Source organism: Actinotignum sp. usb-actsch-rep-73, assembly GCF_059082735.1.
Genome location: NZ_JBHNPV010000031.1, coordinates 22,485 through 38,661, shown reverse-complemented (window position 1 = coordinate 38,661; position 16,177 = coordinate 22,485). Strand labels below are relative to the sequence as shown.

The window sequence follows — 16,177 nt, the reverse complement described above, 5'->3', positions numbered from 1 at the left end:
TCAGAACCACCGGCGCTGAGACTGGCGAGAAAACCCGCGACCCCTTCAATAAAATGCGGGTATGAACACCCTGCTGATTGCCGTTGTCGCGTTGATCGCTATCGCTTTTGCTGCGCAGGTGTCGCAGAAAATCGGCGTGGCCTCACCGCTGATTCTGCTTGCACTGGGCATCGCAATCGGCTTTCTACCATGGGTTGATCCGATCGAGTTGGAACCCGATCTGATCCTCGAAGTCATCTTGCCCCCGCTCCTGTTCGCGGCCGGAGTGTCGATGCCAATCATGGATTTTCGGCGCGAACTGAGAATGGTCGCAGCCCTTGCGATCGGCTTGGTGATCATCAGCGCTCTGGTCGTCGGTTGTGTCTTGAACTGGCTGGTCCCGGCTATTTCGCTCCCGTGGGCAATCACGCTGGGCGCGGTGCTCTCGCCGACTGACGCGGTTGCCGTATCGATTGTGAAGAAACAGGGTGTCGCTCCACGCATCATCACCATCTTGGAGGGCGAGGGCCTGTTTAATGACGCGACGGCCCTTGTCCTGGTGTCGTCGGCAACGTCGGCTGCACTTCTGGGTGACGCCGATGCCCTCAACCCCGCGCACCTGCTGAGCGATTTTGTTATCGCGCTACTGACCGCCGTTGCTGTTGGCTGGGTGGTAGGCGAAGTTGGTAGCCGCATGCGTTCAAAGATTAAACAGCCCGCAGCAGACACCGTTTTTTCGTTTGCGATGCCGTTCATTGCCTCGATCCCCGCTGAACACTTGGGTGGTTCAGGCTTGGTCGCGGCCGTCGTTGCAGGTTTGATCGTTTCCTACAATCGCAACGTGCGCATGCCTGCTCTGAACAGGCGGTTTTCCCAGCAGAACTGGCACACGGTGGAATTGGTCTTGGAAGGCTTCGTCTTCCTGATTATGGGGATCCAAGCTTTCGGCATCTTCGAGAAAGTTGAGGAAGGCCAGATCGGCGTTGGATATGCCCTGCTCCTCGCCCTGCTTCTTGGCCTCATCGCGGTTGGTGTTCGCGTCCTCTTCCTCGCGCCCCTCTTGGCGTTCTTGAACCACAGTCAATCGCATGCTCGCGCGCGAATGGAACGTGACGAAGAACGTCTGCGTCTGCATGAAGAGCGCCTGGCGCACGCGAGTGATGTCGATCCTGAGCTTCTTGAAGCCCGAAACATGAGCCCCGAGCAATGGAATGCGGCTGTTGAACGGTGGCACCGCAGGGTTGAACGTGGCTGGCGCCAGCAGAGGCGTCGCGGAAACGACTTGGAATACTTCAACGCCCAGCCCTTGGGCGTGCGCGAAGGGTCGATTCTGGTGTGGGCAGGCATGCGAGGTGCCGTCACGCTTGCGGCCGCCCAGACCCTGCCTTTCGCGACCCCGATGCGTAACGTCCTCCTGCTGATCGCACTGGTCGTAGCCGGCGGTTCGCTGGCATTGCAGGGCTTGACTCTGTCGTGGGTGATCCGTTTGGTGAAGCCTCAGATGGCTACAGATACAGTGAATGAAGAAGAACGCGAGCACCTTCTTCACCTCATGCATTCCTCGCTTAAAGAGACTGCTCTGGCCGAGGCCCTGCATCCTTCCGCTCTTAAGACACCCATGCCTTTCGGTGGGGTGATCGGAGCAACCAGCGTCCAAGCGAGCGTCGCAAAGGGGACATCAGAAACTGCCTCCACTAGTGAAAGTGATGGGCGTGACCCGGTGCCCGTAAACCCCATTCCGGACAAGACGCCCGAGCAAGGTGCCCTCACCATCGAACAAATGCGAGTCCTTGCCCTCGAAGCGATCCGCGAACAGCGTCAGGCTCTGCTCGAAGCACGTAATGAAGGCGTGTTCTCATCCGCCGCCCTCGAAACGGCAATGGAGCGCCTGGACCAAGAAGAAATCATGCTCAACATCGGTTGATCCTGTCGATCATGCGCAACTTCCCGTGAGTGCGGCGATGATCCTGATCGCTATCTCCGTCGGCCCGATGGTGGCCGTCGGCATCGTCCCATCGCGTAAACCGTGCGTGAAGATCCCGTCGAGGCTCTGCGAAGCGAGTCATGTGGCGCGTAGACGCGGGGCAGTAGGTAGTTTCACGCTTACTGTCAGTGAATTCGTCCATGGTCAGCGCGATACTTGAAGGCAGAAAGCTATTAGGAGGTCCTCATGCCAACCCCGACCACTGTCACAACCGACGCGTCCGTCGGCGTCCTCATCGCGCCCGGACTAGAGGAAGTCGAAGCGCTCGCGGTCGTCGACTGCCTGTATCGGGCGGGCGTGCGCGCTGACCTGATTGCCGTTCCGGCATCAGACAGTCAGGCCGTAGAAGAACCTCGTTCCAATCCTTTTGCTAGCGCGCCGTCGTTGCTGTCGCCTACCCGTTCCCTGTCCGTCACGTCGTCGCACGGCATCACATTGGTGTGTGACCTGCATCTTGATGACGCGGACCTGTCTGAATACACCGTGCTGTTCCTGCCCGGAGGCATGCCGGGCACCGTGAACCTTGAAGAAAACACGAAGATTCAGGCAGAGATTGCTCGTCGCATCGCCTTCGGCAAGCCTGTCGCTGCGATCTGCGCGGCTCCTTCGATCTTGGCTCACGCTGGATTCCTCGACGGGCGAAACGCGACGGCGAACCCAGGCTTTATGAAGGATCTCGAAGTGGGCGGGGCGCGCGCTCTGACCGATTCGGTTGTCGTGGACGATAACGTGTTCACGTCGCGCGGAATGGGGACGGCTATCCAGCTTGGTCTGAGCCTCGTGAACCATCTGCTGGGCGAAGAGGCTGCCAAGGCGGTTGAAATCGCGATCGTGAAACAGGGCGACTGACATGAACGGCACTTTGTTGCAGGGTTTTTCGTGGTACGTGCCCAATGACGGCTCGCTTTGGCATTCGATTGCTGATCAGGCGCAGCACCTGTCTGACCTGGGAGTCAGCGCCGTGTGGTTGCCTCCGGCATATAAGGGGCAGGCGGGCATTGATGACGTCGGATACGGCGTGTATGACCTGTGGGATCTGGGGGAGTTTGACCAGAAGGGAGCTGTTCGCACGAAGTATGGGACGCGCGAAGAATATGTGGGGACGATCCAGGCCTTGCATGATTACGGGATCCACGTGCTTGCAGACACGGTTCTCAACCACAAGATGGGTGCAGACGCGTCAGAAACGGTGACCGCAACCCCGATTGATCAGCAGAATCGCACCATTGAAGTCGGCAACCCTGAACAGATCCAGGTCTGGACGCGATTCACGTTCCCAGGTCGTGCTGGCACGTACTCGGATTTTGAATGGGACTGGACGTGTTTTCACGGGACCGACTGGGATGAAGCGACTGGGCGCAAGGGGCTCTGGCTGTTCGAGGGTAAAAAGTGGAACGAAAACGTCGATGACGAGTTCGGTAACTTTGACTACCTGATGGGCGCTGACGTTCACTTGACCGATCCCAAAGTCATGGATCACCTGGTCGAATGGGGATCCTGGTATCTCGAAACAACGGGGGTTGACGGCCTGCGCATGGATGCGTTGAAACACATGGGACGCGACTTTACGATGGCATGGCTCGACCGCATGCGTGATGTTTCTGACAAGGAACTCTTCACGGTCGGCGAATACTGGAGCGCTGACCTTGGTGAACTGCGGGCGTTCATCGGTGATGATCGCCGACTGAGCCTGTTTGATGTCCCGCTTCACTTCAACTTCCACCACGCGTCGCGCGCCAACGGTACCTTCGACATGGGCGGAATCTTCAATGGCACGCTGGTGGACGCGGACCCCACGATGGCAGTCACCTTTGTGGAGAATCATGATACTCAGGATGGTCAATCGCTGGCGTCGCCGGTCGATAGTTCGTTCAAGCCCGCAGCCTATGCGCTGATCCTTCTTCGCGAGGCCGGCTACCCCTGTGTATTCCACGCCGACCTATTCGGGGCTGAAGGTGAGCATCCTATTGCTCCGGTTGAAGGACTAGAAACCCTGATGAAGATGCGTAAGACGCACGCGTACGGTGTCCAGTGGGATGCGTTCGACGATTCTCACGTGGTCGGTTGGGCGAGGCAAGGGCAGACGGATGACGCTAGTGACGGTGTTGCTGTTGTTATTTCCGATTCTGGTGAGAGCGCAAAGACTCTGAATGTGGGTGCTCATCATGCCGGTCAGATCTGGGAGTGCGTGATCGGCGGATGTGAACCCGTCCAGATCGGTGACGATGGTTCTGCTTTGTTCCCGGTTCCAGATTCCGGATTGTCCGTCTATTCTCCGAAGGGGGTTTGACGTGGGTAAACGACGCCCTCGCACATGGCCAGAGGTCCCAGCTCCGCTGGTGGAGCCGGTCATGGATAATCACACGCACCTTCCCGTCCATGAGGGCGAAATTCCGAAAGCTGACGGTGTGAAGCTGTCCCTTGAAGAACAGATTGAGCGTGCTCGATCGGTGAATATCACCCGCCAGGTCTCCTCTGCCTGCGAGCTCCCTGACTTCGATCCGATGATTCAGATCGCTCGATCCTTCCAAGGCGTCCAGGTTTCGCTGGCGATCCACCCAAACGAAGCCGCTCTTCACGCTGGAGTCCAGGTTCCGTCACCCGACGGCTTAATCCCGACTCAACGCGATCATCACATTCCCCTTGACGAAGCGCTGTCAGAAGTTGAACGACGTTTAAGTGATCCGACGGTCGTCGCCGTCGGAGAGAGCGGGTTGGACTACTTCCGTACCGCAGACGAAGGTAAGCAAGCGCAAAAAGAATCGTTTGCCGCCCACATTCAGATGGCTGAGCAAGCCGGCCTGCCCCTGCAGATTCACGATCGTGACGCTCACGATGACACGGTTTCCGTCCTTGAGGACGTGGCGCGCGCAGATCAGCTGATTGTCTTTCACTGCTTCTCCGGAGATGGACAACTGGCAGACATCCTGGCAAAGAATGGCTGGTATGCATCGTTCGCGGGCCCCATTTCGTATCCCGCCAATGATCACCTTCGCCAGGGGCTTCTCCGGATGCCCCGCGAACTTGTTCTTGTCGAAACGGACGCTCCCTACCTGACACCCGTCCCACATCGTGGTTCGCCAAACTCTTCGTACGTGATGGCTCACACCGTCCGATTTATCGCGGATCTTTGGGAAGCCAGTGAAGAAGAGGCCTGCCGTCGATTGATGGAAAACTCGCTCAGAGTCTACGGAAAGTAGGGGGGGTGGGTACGCCTTTTTGGCGGTTGAGAACGCGCTAGCTTCGTCCCATGAGGCATCAAGATCGGTGATGAACCTCGTTAATTTGTTTCGTGAAGATAGACACGAACTGACGCACGCAGATAACAAAACGGTTACGGTAAGTGTGTTAGTCCGTTATCCGCTCACACGATGCACGCATCGAGTCACCCGAGCGGAACCTTCAAAGTCTGGAGCCGCGTGAACATTTCACACCCGAGTAAACGAACCGTCATCACTGGCGCGTCCGCGCTTGCCCTTGCAATGGTGGGAATCGCCGCGGGCGGAGTTGCCTCTGCTCATCATCAGGTCACCCTCGAACTCGACGGTGTCTCACTGCCGGTCGAAGGTTTCTACACCACTGTTGACGATGTTCTTGAATCCGCAGGTGTGAATATTGGCGAGCACGACCTTGTTGCTCCCGCAACCTCAACTCGCGTCCACGACGGCGACATGATCGTAGTCCGCATGGCCTCCGCATACGCGGTGAACATTGACGGTGAAGACCTGACTGCATGGTCAACCGCCGACAGCATCGACGGCGTCTTGGACTCCATCAACAGCGAGTCCACGATTACGTTGGCTGCGGATCGTTCCAAACTGCGTTCTGAAATGCCCGTTGTTACCGACGGTACGCCGATCATCCTTGACGTTGATGGCACACAAACCGAAATCACCGCGTCCGGTAAGGGAGCTGACAAGGTTCTCGCAGATGCTGGTGTCAGGCTCGGCGAATTTGATCGTTTCTCTTACATCTTCAGCGAAGGTAAGACCACGTTGAAGGTCACCCGAGTGAGCCGAGAAACCGTCACCGAAACCGAGGCGGTTGCTTACTCGACCCAAGAGCGTGAAGACGACACCCTCTACCAGGGCGAAACCTCGGTCGTTCAGGCCGGTGTGAACGGCTCTATCACCCGCAAGCTGTTCCGCGAAACAGTCGACGGGCAGGTCACCGTGAACCGTGTGATCTCTGAAACCAAGACCGAGGCAACCAGCGAGATCGTTGCCAAGGGAACCAAGGAGCGCACCGCTTCAACCGCTGCCACTTCTGCCGGTGCTGGAAGCGCATACTCACTGTCTGCTGATTCTTCTGGTGTTTGGGCAGCCCTTGCGCAGTGTGAGTCGGGCGGTAATCCGGCAACGAATACGGGCAACGGATACTACGGTCTCTACCAGTTCACCTTGTCGACCTGGCGGTCAGTTGGTGGTACGGGGCTTCCGTCCAACGCGTCCGCTGAAGAACAAACTGCCCGAGCTCAAGCGCTGCAGGCGCGTGCAGGCTGGGGTCAGTGGCCGTCGTGCACTCGAGCAATGGGGCTGTACTGACAGGTAACGGGCCTGTACTGACCGGTAATTCGGTCTGAACTGACAGATTCTGCCTGAGTGACAACAGAATCCACGTTGCTGGGTGACGTTGATTCTCAACACGCCGCAGGTGAGCGTTGACTTTCTTAAAATAAGTGGGGTGTAAAGGATCACCTTGCACCTGTTCACCTGTGCAGCGCCCCTGGAATCACGTACCGTGGACACTGGTGAACTACTCACATTCCACTCAAGGAGCTACCGACCCCGTGATTTCACGTTCGATGCTTTCTGAAACCGTCCTGCACCCCACCCGTGCTTTCCTGGGCGGATTAAACCCAACGCGCAAAACAGTCGTTGCCACCGCATGGTTGGCGTCTGCGACGATGGCGGTTGTTGCTGGAGGCGGAATGATGTCGTCTCGCGCCGAGCTGACGCTCGAAGTCGATGGGGTTTCTCAGCCGATTACGACGTGGGGTGGAAGCGTCTCGTCGGTTCTGGCGCGCGCGGGTGTCGCGGTTGGTGAACACGATCTGATCCAGCCGTCGTTGAACACGGTTGCTCCCGATGGGGGAACGATCATCGTGCGTACCGCGAAGGAATACAAGCTGACCGTTGATGGGACGCCGACGACGATTTGGTCGACCGCTTCCTCCGCTCAGGCTCTTCTTGTCAGTTCATCATCCCTTGGTAGCGATGTTGCCGTTGCGGTGGATCGTAGGTCTGTCAGGAAAGATGTGACGAAGATTGTTGAGCGTTCGCAGAACATCACGGTTCAGGCTGACGGTCAGCAGACTACGGTTCAGGTCTCTCCTGAACAGCGTCCCGATGACATCGTCGCGCAGGCTGGAGTCCAGTTGACTCCCAATGACCGCCTGAACGTGAGTGTCCGGCCTGATCGCTCGATGAAAATTAACGTGGACCGCGTGACTCGCGGATACGTTGATGTGGATATCCCCGTTGAATTCAGCGAAACCACCCAAGAGTCTGCGGACCTGTTCAAGGGTGAATCGAAGATTACCCAAGCGGGTGTTCAAGGCGTTGCTGCTCAGAAGCAATGGCAGGAAAGAGTAAACGGCAGGCCCGTTTTTTTCGCCGTGATCAGTGAATCGGTGACAACCGCTCCCACCGCGCAGGTCAGGTCGAATGGTACAAAGGAAGCGACTCCTCAGGCGCTTGCTATCGCCGGAATCGACCCGAAGGCCACGTTGGAGACAACCGTGGACAGTGCGGGCAACTCGATCACCGCATACACGGCAAAGCTCGGAACGATCTCTACCGAAGACGAAGTGAACGCTGTTATTGCATCGATTGAAAGCGCGACGGATCGTGCGAAGGCTCGCGCTGCGTCCGTGTACGGTGTCAGCGTCGCTTCCTATGCTGCTGGCGATCCGCGTGGCATTGCCCAGGAACTGGTGGTCAGTTTTGGCTGGGACATCAGTGAATTCCAGTGCCTTGACAAGTTGTGGACTCGCGAATCTCATTGGAACCCCAGAGCAGAGAACGTGAGCTCGGGCGCCTACGGTATCCCGCAGTCGCTTCCCGGCTCGAAGATGGCGTCCGAGGGTGACGACTGGCGAACCAACCCAGAAACCCAGATCAAGTGGGGTCTGAAGTATATCAAGGGTCGCTACCAGAGCCCGTGTGGTGCATGGGCTCATTCTGAGTCTGTCGGCTGGTACTAATCCTCCGCGTGAATTGTGCGGGCACCGTTCATTGGCATGGCGAGCGCAACCTAGCGCACACTTTCCGCACCGCGGTCCAGCCTGCCTGACCAGTAGAATGACAGGGTGACTCGATCTCGTACCCGCACCCCGAATACTCGCCTGGATCCGACTCTTCCAGAGGGCGTCCAGCCGTCTGAAACCGGCTTGCTTGGCCCGCTTGAAGTGAAAGCGATTGCCGATGCGCTCGGTATTCGCCCGACGAAAGTTTTGGGGCAGAACTTTGTACACGATGCTGGGACGGTTCGTCGCATCGTTCGCGCCGGTGGTGTGGAAGCGGGGGACGAGGTCATTGAGGTTGGCCCCGGCCTTGGTTCGCTGACGCTGGCGATTTTGGAGACCGGTGCGCGCGTGCGGGCGGTCGAGATTGATCCGCCACTGGCTCAAGCTCTTCCGCAGACTGTTGTTGCTCGTATGCCTGAAGCCGCTGATCGTTTCCACGTGGTGAACGCGGATGCGACGAAGATCAACGGTGTTGCTGACTTTGGTGTGGATTGGCCACCTCCGACGAAGCTGGTCGCGAACCTGCCGTATAACGTTGCTGTTCCGGTGCTTCTGGCGATGCTAGAGAGATTCCCGACGCTGACGGATGTTCTTGTCATGGTCCAGTCTGAGGTCGCTGATCGCTTGGCTGCAGGCCCCGGGTCGCGAACCTATGGCGTGCCGTCGGTGAAGGTCGCCTGGTACGGTCAGGCTGAGCGTGCGGGCACGATCGGTCGCAGTGTTTTCTGGCCGGTTCCGAACGTGGACTCTGCGTTGGTTCGTTTGCGCCGCGATGGCGAGCCTCGTGGCGATGAAGACCTGCGTCAAGCAACCTTCGAGGTTTGTGATGTGGCGTTCGGTCAGCGCCGTAAGACTCTCCGCGCTGCGTTGAAGACGTGGGCGGGTTCGCCAGCTGCCGCCGAAGCGCTGTTGGACGTTGCCGGAGTGGAATCGACCGCCCGCGGTGAAGCACTCGGTATTGAAGAATTCGTGCGCCTTGGTCGCGCGGTCCTCGAACTGCGTGCGTGTGGGGTGCTGGCTGCTCGCGTCGATCCTCGTACAGGCAAGTCCGTGGGGTCTTCCCCAATAGACCAGGCCGCCTCCACTGCAGCCCCTGGCGCTGACAATGGGGCGGAGTCGGCGCTCGCTCAACAGCAGGATTCTGCTGATGCGTGAAGTGAGGGCGAGTGCTCCGGGCAAAGTGAATCTGACTCTTCGCGTGGGACACCCCACCGAGGACGGATATCACCCGCTGGTCACGGTCTTTGAAGCGCTCAATATGCGCGAGACAGTCACTGTTCGCACGTCGCGCCGTCTTGGTATTCACGTGACAACAACGGCGTACCTGTCTAACGGTCGGGTTGATGAAGCGACGACTGCTGCAATGGCGGAGTTGGATCCCGAAAACCACTTGTGCGTCAAAGCTGCACGTAGCCTGCAGAAACTTGCTGCGATGGGGCCGTGGGGACACACGGCTGCCGGCATTGAGATCCACGTGGAAAAGCATCTGCCGATGGCTGGCGGTATGGCCGGTGGCTCCGCGGATGCTGCCGCGACGCTTGTCGCTTGCAATGCACTCTGGGAGCTGGGCCTCAACAGCGATCAGCTTGAAATGATGGGACGAACGCTGGGTGCTGACGTTCCCGCATGCCTGACCGGTGGCATCGCGCTGGGAACCGGTCGAGGCGACCATATGAGTCTGCTTGCCGACGGTTCAGACGAACCGCGTCACCACTGGGCGATCGCCTTGGCGCACGGGGGTTTATCAACACCTGCTGTTTTCCATCAGCTTGACCAGATGGGCGGGCCTGGAGGCACGTGGGAGCTTCTTGAAGATCTCAGTGATGAAGCGGGCGCTCTACTGACAGGTTCTGCCGAGCAAGCCGCGCCCTGCCTCGTCAATGACCTGACCGAAGCGGCACTTGAATTGCGCCCCGAACTGGCTAAGACGATTGCTGGCGCGCGTCATGCTGGCGCCCTGGCCGTGATTCTTTCCGGATCCGGCCCGACAATCGCGGCCCTTGCCACCAGCGCGGAAGACGCCCACTGCATCGCCGACGAACTCGCTCAGCTCCCCGCCGTCTCCGCAGTGTTGACGACGTGGGGTGCCGCGCGTGGCGCAATGATTGAGCACGAGGACAACGCATAAATGGCTCACCTTCTAGGAACGCAATCCCTGGCCACAATGGCGGGATCACGCAAACTGCTCGATGACGTCACCGTCAGCCTGTTTGATGGGTCGCGCGTCGGTATTCTTGGCCCGAACGGCGCTGGAAAGTCGACCTTGCTACGCCTGGTGGCCGGGATTCAGGAACCGGACTTAGGCCTCATCACCAAGCGCGACGGTGTCCGCATCGTTGTGTTGGATCAGGTGGATTCGCTCGACCCGCAGATGAGTGTTGTCGACGCTGTCCACCCCGGGCTTGAAGAATACGAGTGGGCCTCGAACGCAACGATCCGCGACATCCACGCGGGTCTGCTGTCCGACATCGACACGCGCGCACTGATTGGGACCCTGTCGGGTGGGCAGAGGCGTCGCGTTGCACTTGCCCGAGTACTCGCCACCGAATCTGACATCGTCTGCTTGGATGAGCCGACGAACCACCTCGATGTTGAAGGCGTCGCGTGGCTGGCCCGTCACCTGAACGCGCGCTTCGCGAAGCCCGGCGCGAATGGTGCTCTGCTGGTTGTCACGCACGACCGATGGTTTCTCGACACCGTGTGCGAGCACATCTGGGAAGTCGTCGCCGGAGTCGACCCGGGTGGCGACCGCCCACAGATCGCTGGCCACGTCGAAATCTACGATGGCTCGTACGCTGCCTATACGCTGGCCCGCGCCGAACGTGTCCGCCAAGCCGATGTGGCTGCCCAAAAGCGCGCGAATCTGCTGACCAAAGAGCTCGCGTGGTTGCGTCGAGGCGCGCCCGCGCGCACATCAAAGCCGAAGTTTCACAAAGCCGCCGCAGAAGCCTTGATCGCCGACGTGCCACCACCGCGCGACACCGTTGAACTGGTGAAAATGGCGACCGCGCGCCTGGGCAAAGACGTCCTGGACCTTGAGGATGTTTCGATCGCGTTCACGCGCCCGAACGGCGAGGCGAACATCATCTTTGACGGTGTCACCTGGCGCCTCGCACCCGGCGAACGAGTCGGCATCGTCGGTGTCAACGGCGCAGGAAAGACAACTCTGCTGAACCTGCTGCGCGGAGACATCCAGCCTGACTCCGGTCGCGTCAAGCGCGGTAAAACCGTCGAAGTGGCCACGCTGTCCCAGGACACGCATGAACTGGATGCGCTCGCGGATATGCGAGTCGTCGAAGCCGTCGCCGAGGTTGCGCAGACCTCGATCGTCGACGGGCGCGAGGTCAGTGCCGCACAGATGACGGAACGCATGGGCTTTACCCGTCAGCGTGCCTACACGCGAATTAGCGAGATTTCGGGTGGTGAACGCCGTCGCCTGCAGCTGATGCGCCTGCTGATGGCTGAACCGAACGTGCTCCTGCTTGACGAACCGACGAACGATCTTGATACCGATACTCTGGCGTCGATGGAAGACCTGCTGGATTCCTTCCCGGGCACGCTCGTCGTCGTTTCGCATGACCGTTACCTGCTGGAGCGCGTCACCGACCATCAGGTCGCACTGCTCGGCGATGGAAAGTTGCGCGCCCTGCCCGGCGGTGTCGAACAGTATCTCGCCATGCGCGAAGAGGGGCTGGGGCTTACGACTTCCGGCAGTAATGCAGACTCAACGTCGGCGAATGTATCCGGGAATCCGACAGGTAAGTCCGCGGGCAATTCTGCTTCGAATTCCGCGGGGAACGAGGCCGTCTCGACCATCTCTAACGCCGCCGCTCGTAGGGTGGCGAAGAAAGACGCCGATCGTATCGAACGTAAACTCGAAAAACTGCGCGCCTCGGAAATAAAACTGTCTGATCGCCTCGCCGATCTGGGGGCCCGCGTTGCCACGGATGCCTCGTTGGTCGATGAACTGACACAGGTGGCAGCCGAACATCGCCAGATTCTAGACGAGATCGATGAACTTGAAATGGCGTGGCTGGAAGCGGCGGAACTGTTGGATGAGTTGGGAGCTGGCGGCCAGGACTCAGCGACCGTCAGGACTCAGCCCAGGCACCGTCAGGACTCAGCCGCCGATGAGGACGAAGAGCTCAGTCGCCCAGCAGATCGTCGGTGAAGAAACGGCTGGAATCCGCCAGAAGTTTGGCCATGAGGGCGCGCTGGCGACTATAGAGGGTCCACACTTCGTCTTCGCCGATCACGCCAAGGCGTTCACCTGCTTCGATTGCGACCTCACGGTCGTTCATCCACGACGACGAATACTGATCCATCAGTGGAATCATTGTCTGATCCAGTGCCTCAATACTGGCCAGCGCATCTTCTGCCTGATCCATCAGCGCGCACGCTTCGGTGTAGCGCTCTTCCATGTGGTGCAGGCGCTCCAACGCTTCAGATTCGCGGGTCACAGTCATTCTTTAGTTTCAAAGGGGGCCAGTAGAACTGTCAGAAGATCAGCGAGTTTCTCGCGCTCGCCAGATGACAGAGGAGCCAGGATTCCACGTTCAGAATTGAGTAGGGACGCAAGCGCGGTATCAACCTTCGTCTTGCCCTCCTCGGTCAGTTTCACCTGAACGACGCGACGATCTTCACGCGCGGAAGAACGGGTGACCAGGCCTTTCTCCTGCAGGCGGTCAATACGGTTCGTCATCGTGCCACTTGTCACCAAGTGCTCGGCGATTAAATCACCCGGACTCAGCACATAGGGTTCCCCTGCGCGACGCAGGGACGAAAGAACGTCAAATTCCCACGTTTCCAAGCCGTGGTCGGCGAATGCGGCTCGGCGGGCGCGGTCGAGGTGCTTGGCCAGACGAGTCACTCGCGACAGAACGAGCATCGGCGTGGGATCCAGATCTGGGCGCTCGTTTGTCCACGCTTCGACAATGCGAGAGACCTCATCGTGCGCCTCGTGCGTCGGGCAGGAAGCGCGATCAGCTGAAGTCATTGCACACAATCCTCCGATCGGACGGCCAGCGACGGGCTGGGACGCATATTGCGAATGCCGTTCCAAACTAGGTTTACAACGTGTGCGGCGACCTCGTCCTTCTTCATTCGCCGATCGTCCAGCCACCACTGTCCAACCTGCGCAATGAGTCCGACCAGCATCTGCGCGTACAGGGGAGCGAGGTTCGCGTTGATGTCCGTGTGCGAGAACTGTTCGGCCAACAGGTATTCGACGCGCGACGCGACATCGCCGAGCACGGAAGAGAATGAGCCCTGCGTGCGATCGGTGGGTGCGTCGCGAACCAGTACGCGGAAGCCGTCCGTGTGAGATTCGATGTAGTCCAAAAGGGCAAGTGTCGCGTTTTCTAGAAGGATACGAGGCCTGGCGCTGGACTCCAACGACGTGTGAAGCTTCGTCACAAGCGCCTGAACTTCACGGTCCACGATGACCGCATACAGGCCTTCCTTGCCGCCGAAGTGCTCATAGACGATCGGCTTCGACACTTTTGCCTTCGATGCGATCTCTTCAACGCTCGTCGCATCAAAGCCTTTTTGAGCAAAAAGTGAGCGTCCAATCTCAACTAGCTGTTCGCGTCGTTCGAACCCGCTCATTCGCGTGCGTTTTTCACTCATACCGTCAGTATGTCATCTGAATTGGGGCGCGCGGTAGGTGTGAGGTGTGGCGCGAACGACCCTTCTCTGCCCGGCCGACGTGGCATGGCAAGGGGTAAATATGGCAGAATCAAAAGGCGTTTTCCGCCCTGGTGTAACGGCAGCACATGGGTTTTTGGTGCCTTTGGTCCGGGTTCGAGTCCTGGGGGCGGAGCTACAAGTGGGTCACCGCCACGATTTTGGAAGGTAAATCATGACCGTTCCTGCAGCTGTCATTGTCCTCGCCGCAGGTCAAGGCACTCGTATGAAGTCCTCTCTTCCCAAGGTTGTTCACCCCGTTGCCGGACGTTCCATGATTGGACATGCCCTGAAAGCAGGCGAAGGCCTGAACCCCACGCACCTAGTTGCTGTTGTGCGCCACCAGCGTGACCTTGTCGAAGCTGAAATTAAGCGTGTCAGCCCCACCGCTATCGTCGCCGATCAGGATGAAATCCCCGGTACCGGACGAGCCGTTCAATGTGGCCTGGAAGAGCTGGAACGCCAGGTTGGCCAGATCCACGGCATTGTTGTCGTCACCTACGGTGACGTCCCCATGCTGGGCACTGAGACTCTGAAAGACCTCGTCAATGCCCATATCGAACAGGCGAATGTCGTCACCGTTCTGACCTCGCGCGTTGATGATCCCACGGGGTACGGTCGCATTATTCGCGATGCCGGCGGTCGTGTGAGGGCCATCGTCGAGCAACGTGACGCCACCGAAGAACAGGCCCTCATCAACGAAATCAACGCTGGTATCTACGCATTCGACGCTGACTACCTGCGCGAATCCCTCGCCAACGTGGGAACTAACAACGACCAGGGCGAGGTCTACCTGACCGATGTCCTGGCAGCAGCCGCCCCCGCTGGAAAGCGTGCGGGCGCCATGGAACTTCTCGACGAATGGCAAGCACAGGGGTGCAATGACCGCGTCCAGCTTGCAGAACTCGGCGCTGAGTTCAACCGACGCATCTGCGAAAAGCACATGCGCGAAGGCGTTTCCATCATCGACCCCGAATCCACGTGGATCGGCGTTGAGGTTGAGATCGGAAACGACACAACAATCTGGCCAGGAACCGTGTTGCGTGGTGCGACGGTGATCGGATCCGAGTGTGAGATCGGTCCCTCAGCGACCCTTGATACCGCGATTGTCGGGAATCGTGCGGTTATCCACAACGCGTGCGTGTCCAACGTATCGGTTGCACCCGATACGATGGTTACACCATTCAGCGTCATCGGACAGTCCAGTCGGGACTGACCGATCCGGGTTCTTTAAGCAAGGGGAGGAACGCCGCATGAGCGGATTGGTCACCAGTGGAGAGAAGAGCCTCGTCCTCGTTTCGGGTCGAGCGCACTTGGAACTTGCCGAAGAGGTTGGCAAAGAAATCGGGTGCGGGCTTTCGCAAGTGACCGCCTACGATTTTGCGAGTGGCGAAATCTACGTTCGCTTCAATGAATCCGTTCGTGGTGCAGACGTCTTCGTCCTCCAGTCACACACGGGCGACATCAACAAGTGGCTGATGGAACAGCTCATCATGATTGACGCTGCCAAGCGTGCCTCAGCAAAGCGCATTACCGCTGTCTCGCCGTTCTACCCCTACTCGCGTCAGGACAAGAAGCACCAGGGTCGTGAACCGATTTCGGCTCGCCTGGTCTCTGATCTGTACAAGACCGCCGGCGCTGATCGTGTCATGAGCGTCGACCTGCACGCCTCGCAGGAACAGGGCTTCTTCGACGGCCCGGTCGACCATCTCTTCGCAATGCCGGTTCTGGTTGACTACGTCCGTTCGCGCCTCGACCTTTCCAACACCGTCATGGTGTCCCCAGACGCTGGCCGTATTCGCGTCGCCGAAAAGTGGTCTTCGAAGCTTGGCGGTTGCCCGCTGGCATTCGTCCACAAGACCCGCGATACCACCCGCCCGAACGTTGCTATCGCCAACCGCGTTGTCGGTGAAGTTGCAGGCAAGGAATGTGTCCTGGTCGACGATATGATCGACACCGCTGGCACGATCACCGAGGCCGTCAAGGTCCTCAACAACGCTGGCGCGAAGAAGGTCATCATCGCCGCAACGCACGGCATCCTCTCTGATCCGGCAACGCGCCGCCTCTCCGAATGTGGAGCAACCGAGGTCGTCGTCACCGACACCCTGCCGATTCCGCCCGAGAAACGCTTCCCGACTCTGACCATCCTGTCGATCGCGCCGCTGTTGGCACGCGCCATCCGCGAGGTCTTTGACGACGGATCGGTCACATCACTGTTCGACTGACTCGCTTTTCACCGCCCTCGTCGGGTACTCTGATTGAGTTGCTCCGGCGAGGGCGGT

Annotated in this window: 15 protein-coding genes and 1 tRNA gene; 13 read left to right on the top strand and 3 right to left on the bottom strand. The window is 58.9% G+C overall.

The features are described from left to right. Nucleotides 1-61 precede the first annotated feature (61 nt). The 10 genes from AC5RE1_RS01865 (at nucleotide 62) to AC5RE1_RS01820 (ending at nucleotide 12,381) form a co-directional block, all read left to right on the top strand. Nucleotides 62-1,903 (top strand): cation:proton antiporter, encoded by a 1,842-nt coding sequence (locus tag AC5RE1_RS01865; protein WP_179370220.1) that lies wholly within the window; start codon nucleotides 62-64, stop codon nucleotides 1,901-1,903. Between the two features lie 37 nt (nucleotides 1,904-1,940). Continuing rightward, nucleotides 1,941-2,123, top strand: a complete 183-nt coding sequence (locus tag AC5RE1_RS01860) for a hypothetical protein (RefSeq protein ID WP_493938243.1) — start codon at nucleotides 1,941-1,943, stop codon at nucleotides 2,121-2,123. 26 nt (nucleotides 2,124-2,149) lie between these two features. After that, nucleotides 2,150-2,812, top strand: a complete 663-nt coding sequence (locus AC5RE1_RS01855) for a DJ-1/PfpI family protein (RefSeq protein WP_179370221.1) — start codon at nucleotides 2,150-2,152, stop codon at nucleotides 2,810-2,812. Nucleotide 2,813: 1 nt separating this feature from the next. Then, a complete protein-coding gene (locus tag AC5RE1_RS01850) occupies nucleotides 2,814-4,253 on the top strand; it encodes an alpha-amylase (RefSeq protein WP_179370222.1) in 1,440 nt (479 codons plus the stop codon). Nucleotide 4,254: 1 nt separating this feature from the next. Next, nucleotides 4,255-5,163 carry a TatD family hydrolase gene (locus AC5RE1_RS01845; protein ID WP_179370223.1) on the top strand — a complete coding sequence of 303 codons (909 nt, stop codon included), beginning with the start codon at nucleotides 4,255-4,257 and terminating at the stop codon, nucleotides 5,161-5,163. Between the two features lie 219 nt (nucleotides 5,164-5,382). Beyond that, on the top strand, nucleotides 5,383-6,507 hold the full coding sequence (locus tag AC5RE1_RS01840; RefSeq protein ID WP_179370224.1) for a resuscitation-promoting factor: 1,125 nt from the start codon (nucleotides 5,383-5,385) through the stop codon (nucleotides 6,505-6,507). 245 nt (nucleotides 6,508-6,752) lie between these two features. Next, nucleotides 6,753-8,168 carry an aggregation-promoting factor C-terminal-like domain-containing protein gene (locus tag AC5RE1_RS01835; protein WP_179370225.1) on the top strand — a complete coding sequence of 472 codons (1,416 nt, stop codon included), beginning with the start codon at nucleotides 6,753-6,755 and terminating at the stop codon, nucleotides 8,166-8,168. 105 nt (nucleotides 8,169-8,273) lie between these two features. Beyond that, nucleotides 8,274-9,365 (top strand): 16S rRNA (adenine(1518)-N(6)/adenine(1519)-N(6))-dimethyltransferase RsmA, encoded by a 1,092-nt coding sequence (gene rsmA, locus AC5RE1_RS01830; RefSeq protein WP_179370226.1) that lies wholly within the window; start codon nucleotides 8,274-8,276, stop codon nucleotides 9,363-9,365. Continuing rightward, on the top strand, nucleotides 9,358-10,338 hold the full coding sequence (locus AC5RE1_RS01825) for a 4-(cytidine 5'-diphospho)-2-C-methyl-D-erythritol kinase (protein WP_103632354.1): 981 nt from the start codon (nucleotides 9,358-9,360) through the stop codon (nucleotides 10,336-10,338). The genes rsmA and AC5RE1_RS01825 overlap by 8 nt, the downstream gene beginning before the upstream one ends. Continuing rightward, on the top strand, nucleotides 10,339-12,381 hold the full coding sequence (locus tag AC5RE1_RS01820) for an ABC-F family ATP-binding cassette domain-containing protein (RefSeq protein ID WP_179370227.1): 2,043 nt from the start codon (nucleotides 10,339-10,341) through the stop codon (nucleotides 12,379-12,381). On the opposite strand, the gene AC5RE1_RS01815 is transcribed toward AC5RE1_RS01820, so the two are convergent. Genes AC5RE1_RS01815 through AC5RE1_RS01805 form a run of 3 tightly spaced genes read right to left on the bottom strand, consistent with a single transcriptional unit; the run spans nucleotide 12,356 to nucleotide 13,838 of the window. Beyond that, nucleotides 12,356-12,676, bottom strand: coding sequence for a DUF4298 domain-containing protein (locus AC5RE1_RS01815; protein ID WP_493938242.1), 321 nt, complete (start codon nucleotides 12,674-12,676; stop codon nucleotides 12,356-12,358). The genes AC5RE1_RS01820 and AC5RE1_RS01815 overlap by 26 nt on opposite strands. Next, complete coding sequence (locus AC5RE1_RS01810; protein ID WP_179370229.1) at nucleotides 12,673-13,206, bottom strand: MarR family transcriptional regulator; 534 nt, start codon at nucleotides 13,204-13,206, stop codon at nucleotides 12,673-12,675. Before AC5RE1_RS01810 ends, AC5RE1_RS01815 begins: the two co-directional genes overlap by 4 nt. Then, nucleotides 13,203-13,838, bottom strand: a complete 636-nt coding sequence (locus AC5RE1_RS01805; protein ID WP_179370230.1) for a TetR/AcrR family transcriptional regulator — start codon at nucleotides 13,836-13,838, stop codon at nucleotides 13,203-13,205. Before AC5RE1_RS01805 ends, AC5RE1_RS01810 begins: the two co-directional genes overlap by 4 nt. A gap of 122 nt (nucleotides 13,839-13,960) precedes the next feature. Between AC5RE1_RS01805 and AC5RE1_RS01800 the strand changes: the two genes are divergently transcribed. The 3 genes from AC5RE1_RS01800 (at nucleotide 13,961) to AC5RE1_RS01790 (ending at nucleotide 16,120) form a co-directional block, all read left to right on the top strand. Next, nucleotides 13,961-14,031, top strand: a tRNA-Gln gene (locus tag AC5RE1_RS01800). A 39-nt stretch (nucleotides 14,032-14,070) separates the two neighbouring features. Continuing rightward, entirely contained in the window at nucleotides 14,071-15,111 is a 1,041-nt protein-coding gene (locus AC5RE1_RS01795) for a sugar phosphate nucleotidyltransferase (RefSeq protein ID WP_179370231.1), read from the top strand. A gap of 37 nt (nucleotides 15,112-15,148) precedes the next feature. Further along, nucleotides 15,149-16,120, top strand: coding sequence for a ribose-phosphate diphosphokinase (locus AC5RE1_RS01790; RefSeq protein ID WP_179370232.1), 972 nt, complete (start codon nucleotides 15,149-15,151; stop codon nucleotides 16,118-16,120). Nucleotides 16,121-16,177: the final 57 nt, after the last annotated feature.

Coding starts and splice junctions, on each gene's coding strand:
- AC5RE1_RS01865 (WP_179370220.1), top strand. CDS start 62: ATGAACACCCTGCTGATTGCCGTTGTCGCGTTGATCGCTATCGCTTTT.
- AC5RE1_RS01860 (WP_493938243.1), top strand. CDS start 1,941: ATGATCCTGATCGCTATCTCCGTCGGCCCGATGGTGGCCGTCGGCATC.
- AC5RE1_RS01855 (WP_179370221.1), top strand. CDS start 2,150: ATGCCAACCCCGACCACTGTCACAACCGACGCGTCCGTCGGCGTCCTC.
- AC5RE1_RS01850 (WP_179370222.1), top strand. CDS start 2,814: ATGAACGGCACTTTGTTGCAGGGTTTTTCGTGGTACGTGCCCAATGAC.
- AC5RE1_RS01825 (WP_103632354.1), top strand. CDS start 9,358: ATGCGTGAAGTGAGGGCGAGTGCTCCGGGCAAAGTGAATCTGACTCTT.
- AC5RE1_RS01820 (WP_179370227.1), top strand. CDS start 10,339: ATGGCTCACCTTCTAGGAACGCAATCCCTGGCCACAATGGCGGGATCA.
- AC5RE1_RS01815 (WP_493938242.1), bottom strand. CDS start 12,676: ATGACTGTGACCCGCGAATCTGAAGCGTTGGAGCGCCTGCACCACATG.
- AC5RE1_RS01810 (WP_179370229.1), bottom strand. CDS start 13,206: ATGACTTCAGCTGATCGCGCTTCCTGCCCGACGCACGAGGCGCACGAT.
- AC5RE1_RS01805 (WP_179370230.1), bottom strand. CDS start 13,838: ATGAGTGAAAAACGCACGCGAATGAGCGGGTTCGAACGACGCGAACAG.
- AC5RE1_RS01795 (WP_179370231.1), top strand. CDS start 14,071: ATGACCGTTCCTGCAGCTGTCATTGTCCTCGCCGCAGGTCAAGGCACT.
- AC5RE1_RS01790 (WP_179370232.1), top strand. CDS start 15,149: ATGAGCGGATTGGTCACCAGTGGAGAGAAGAGCCTCGTCCTCGTTTCG.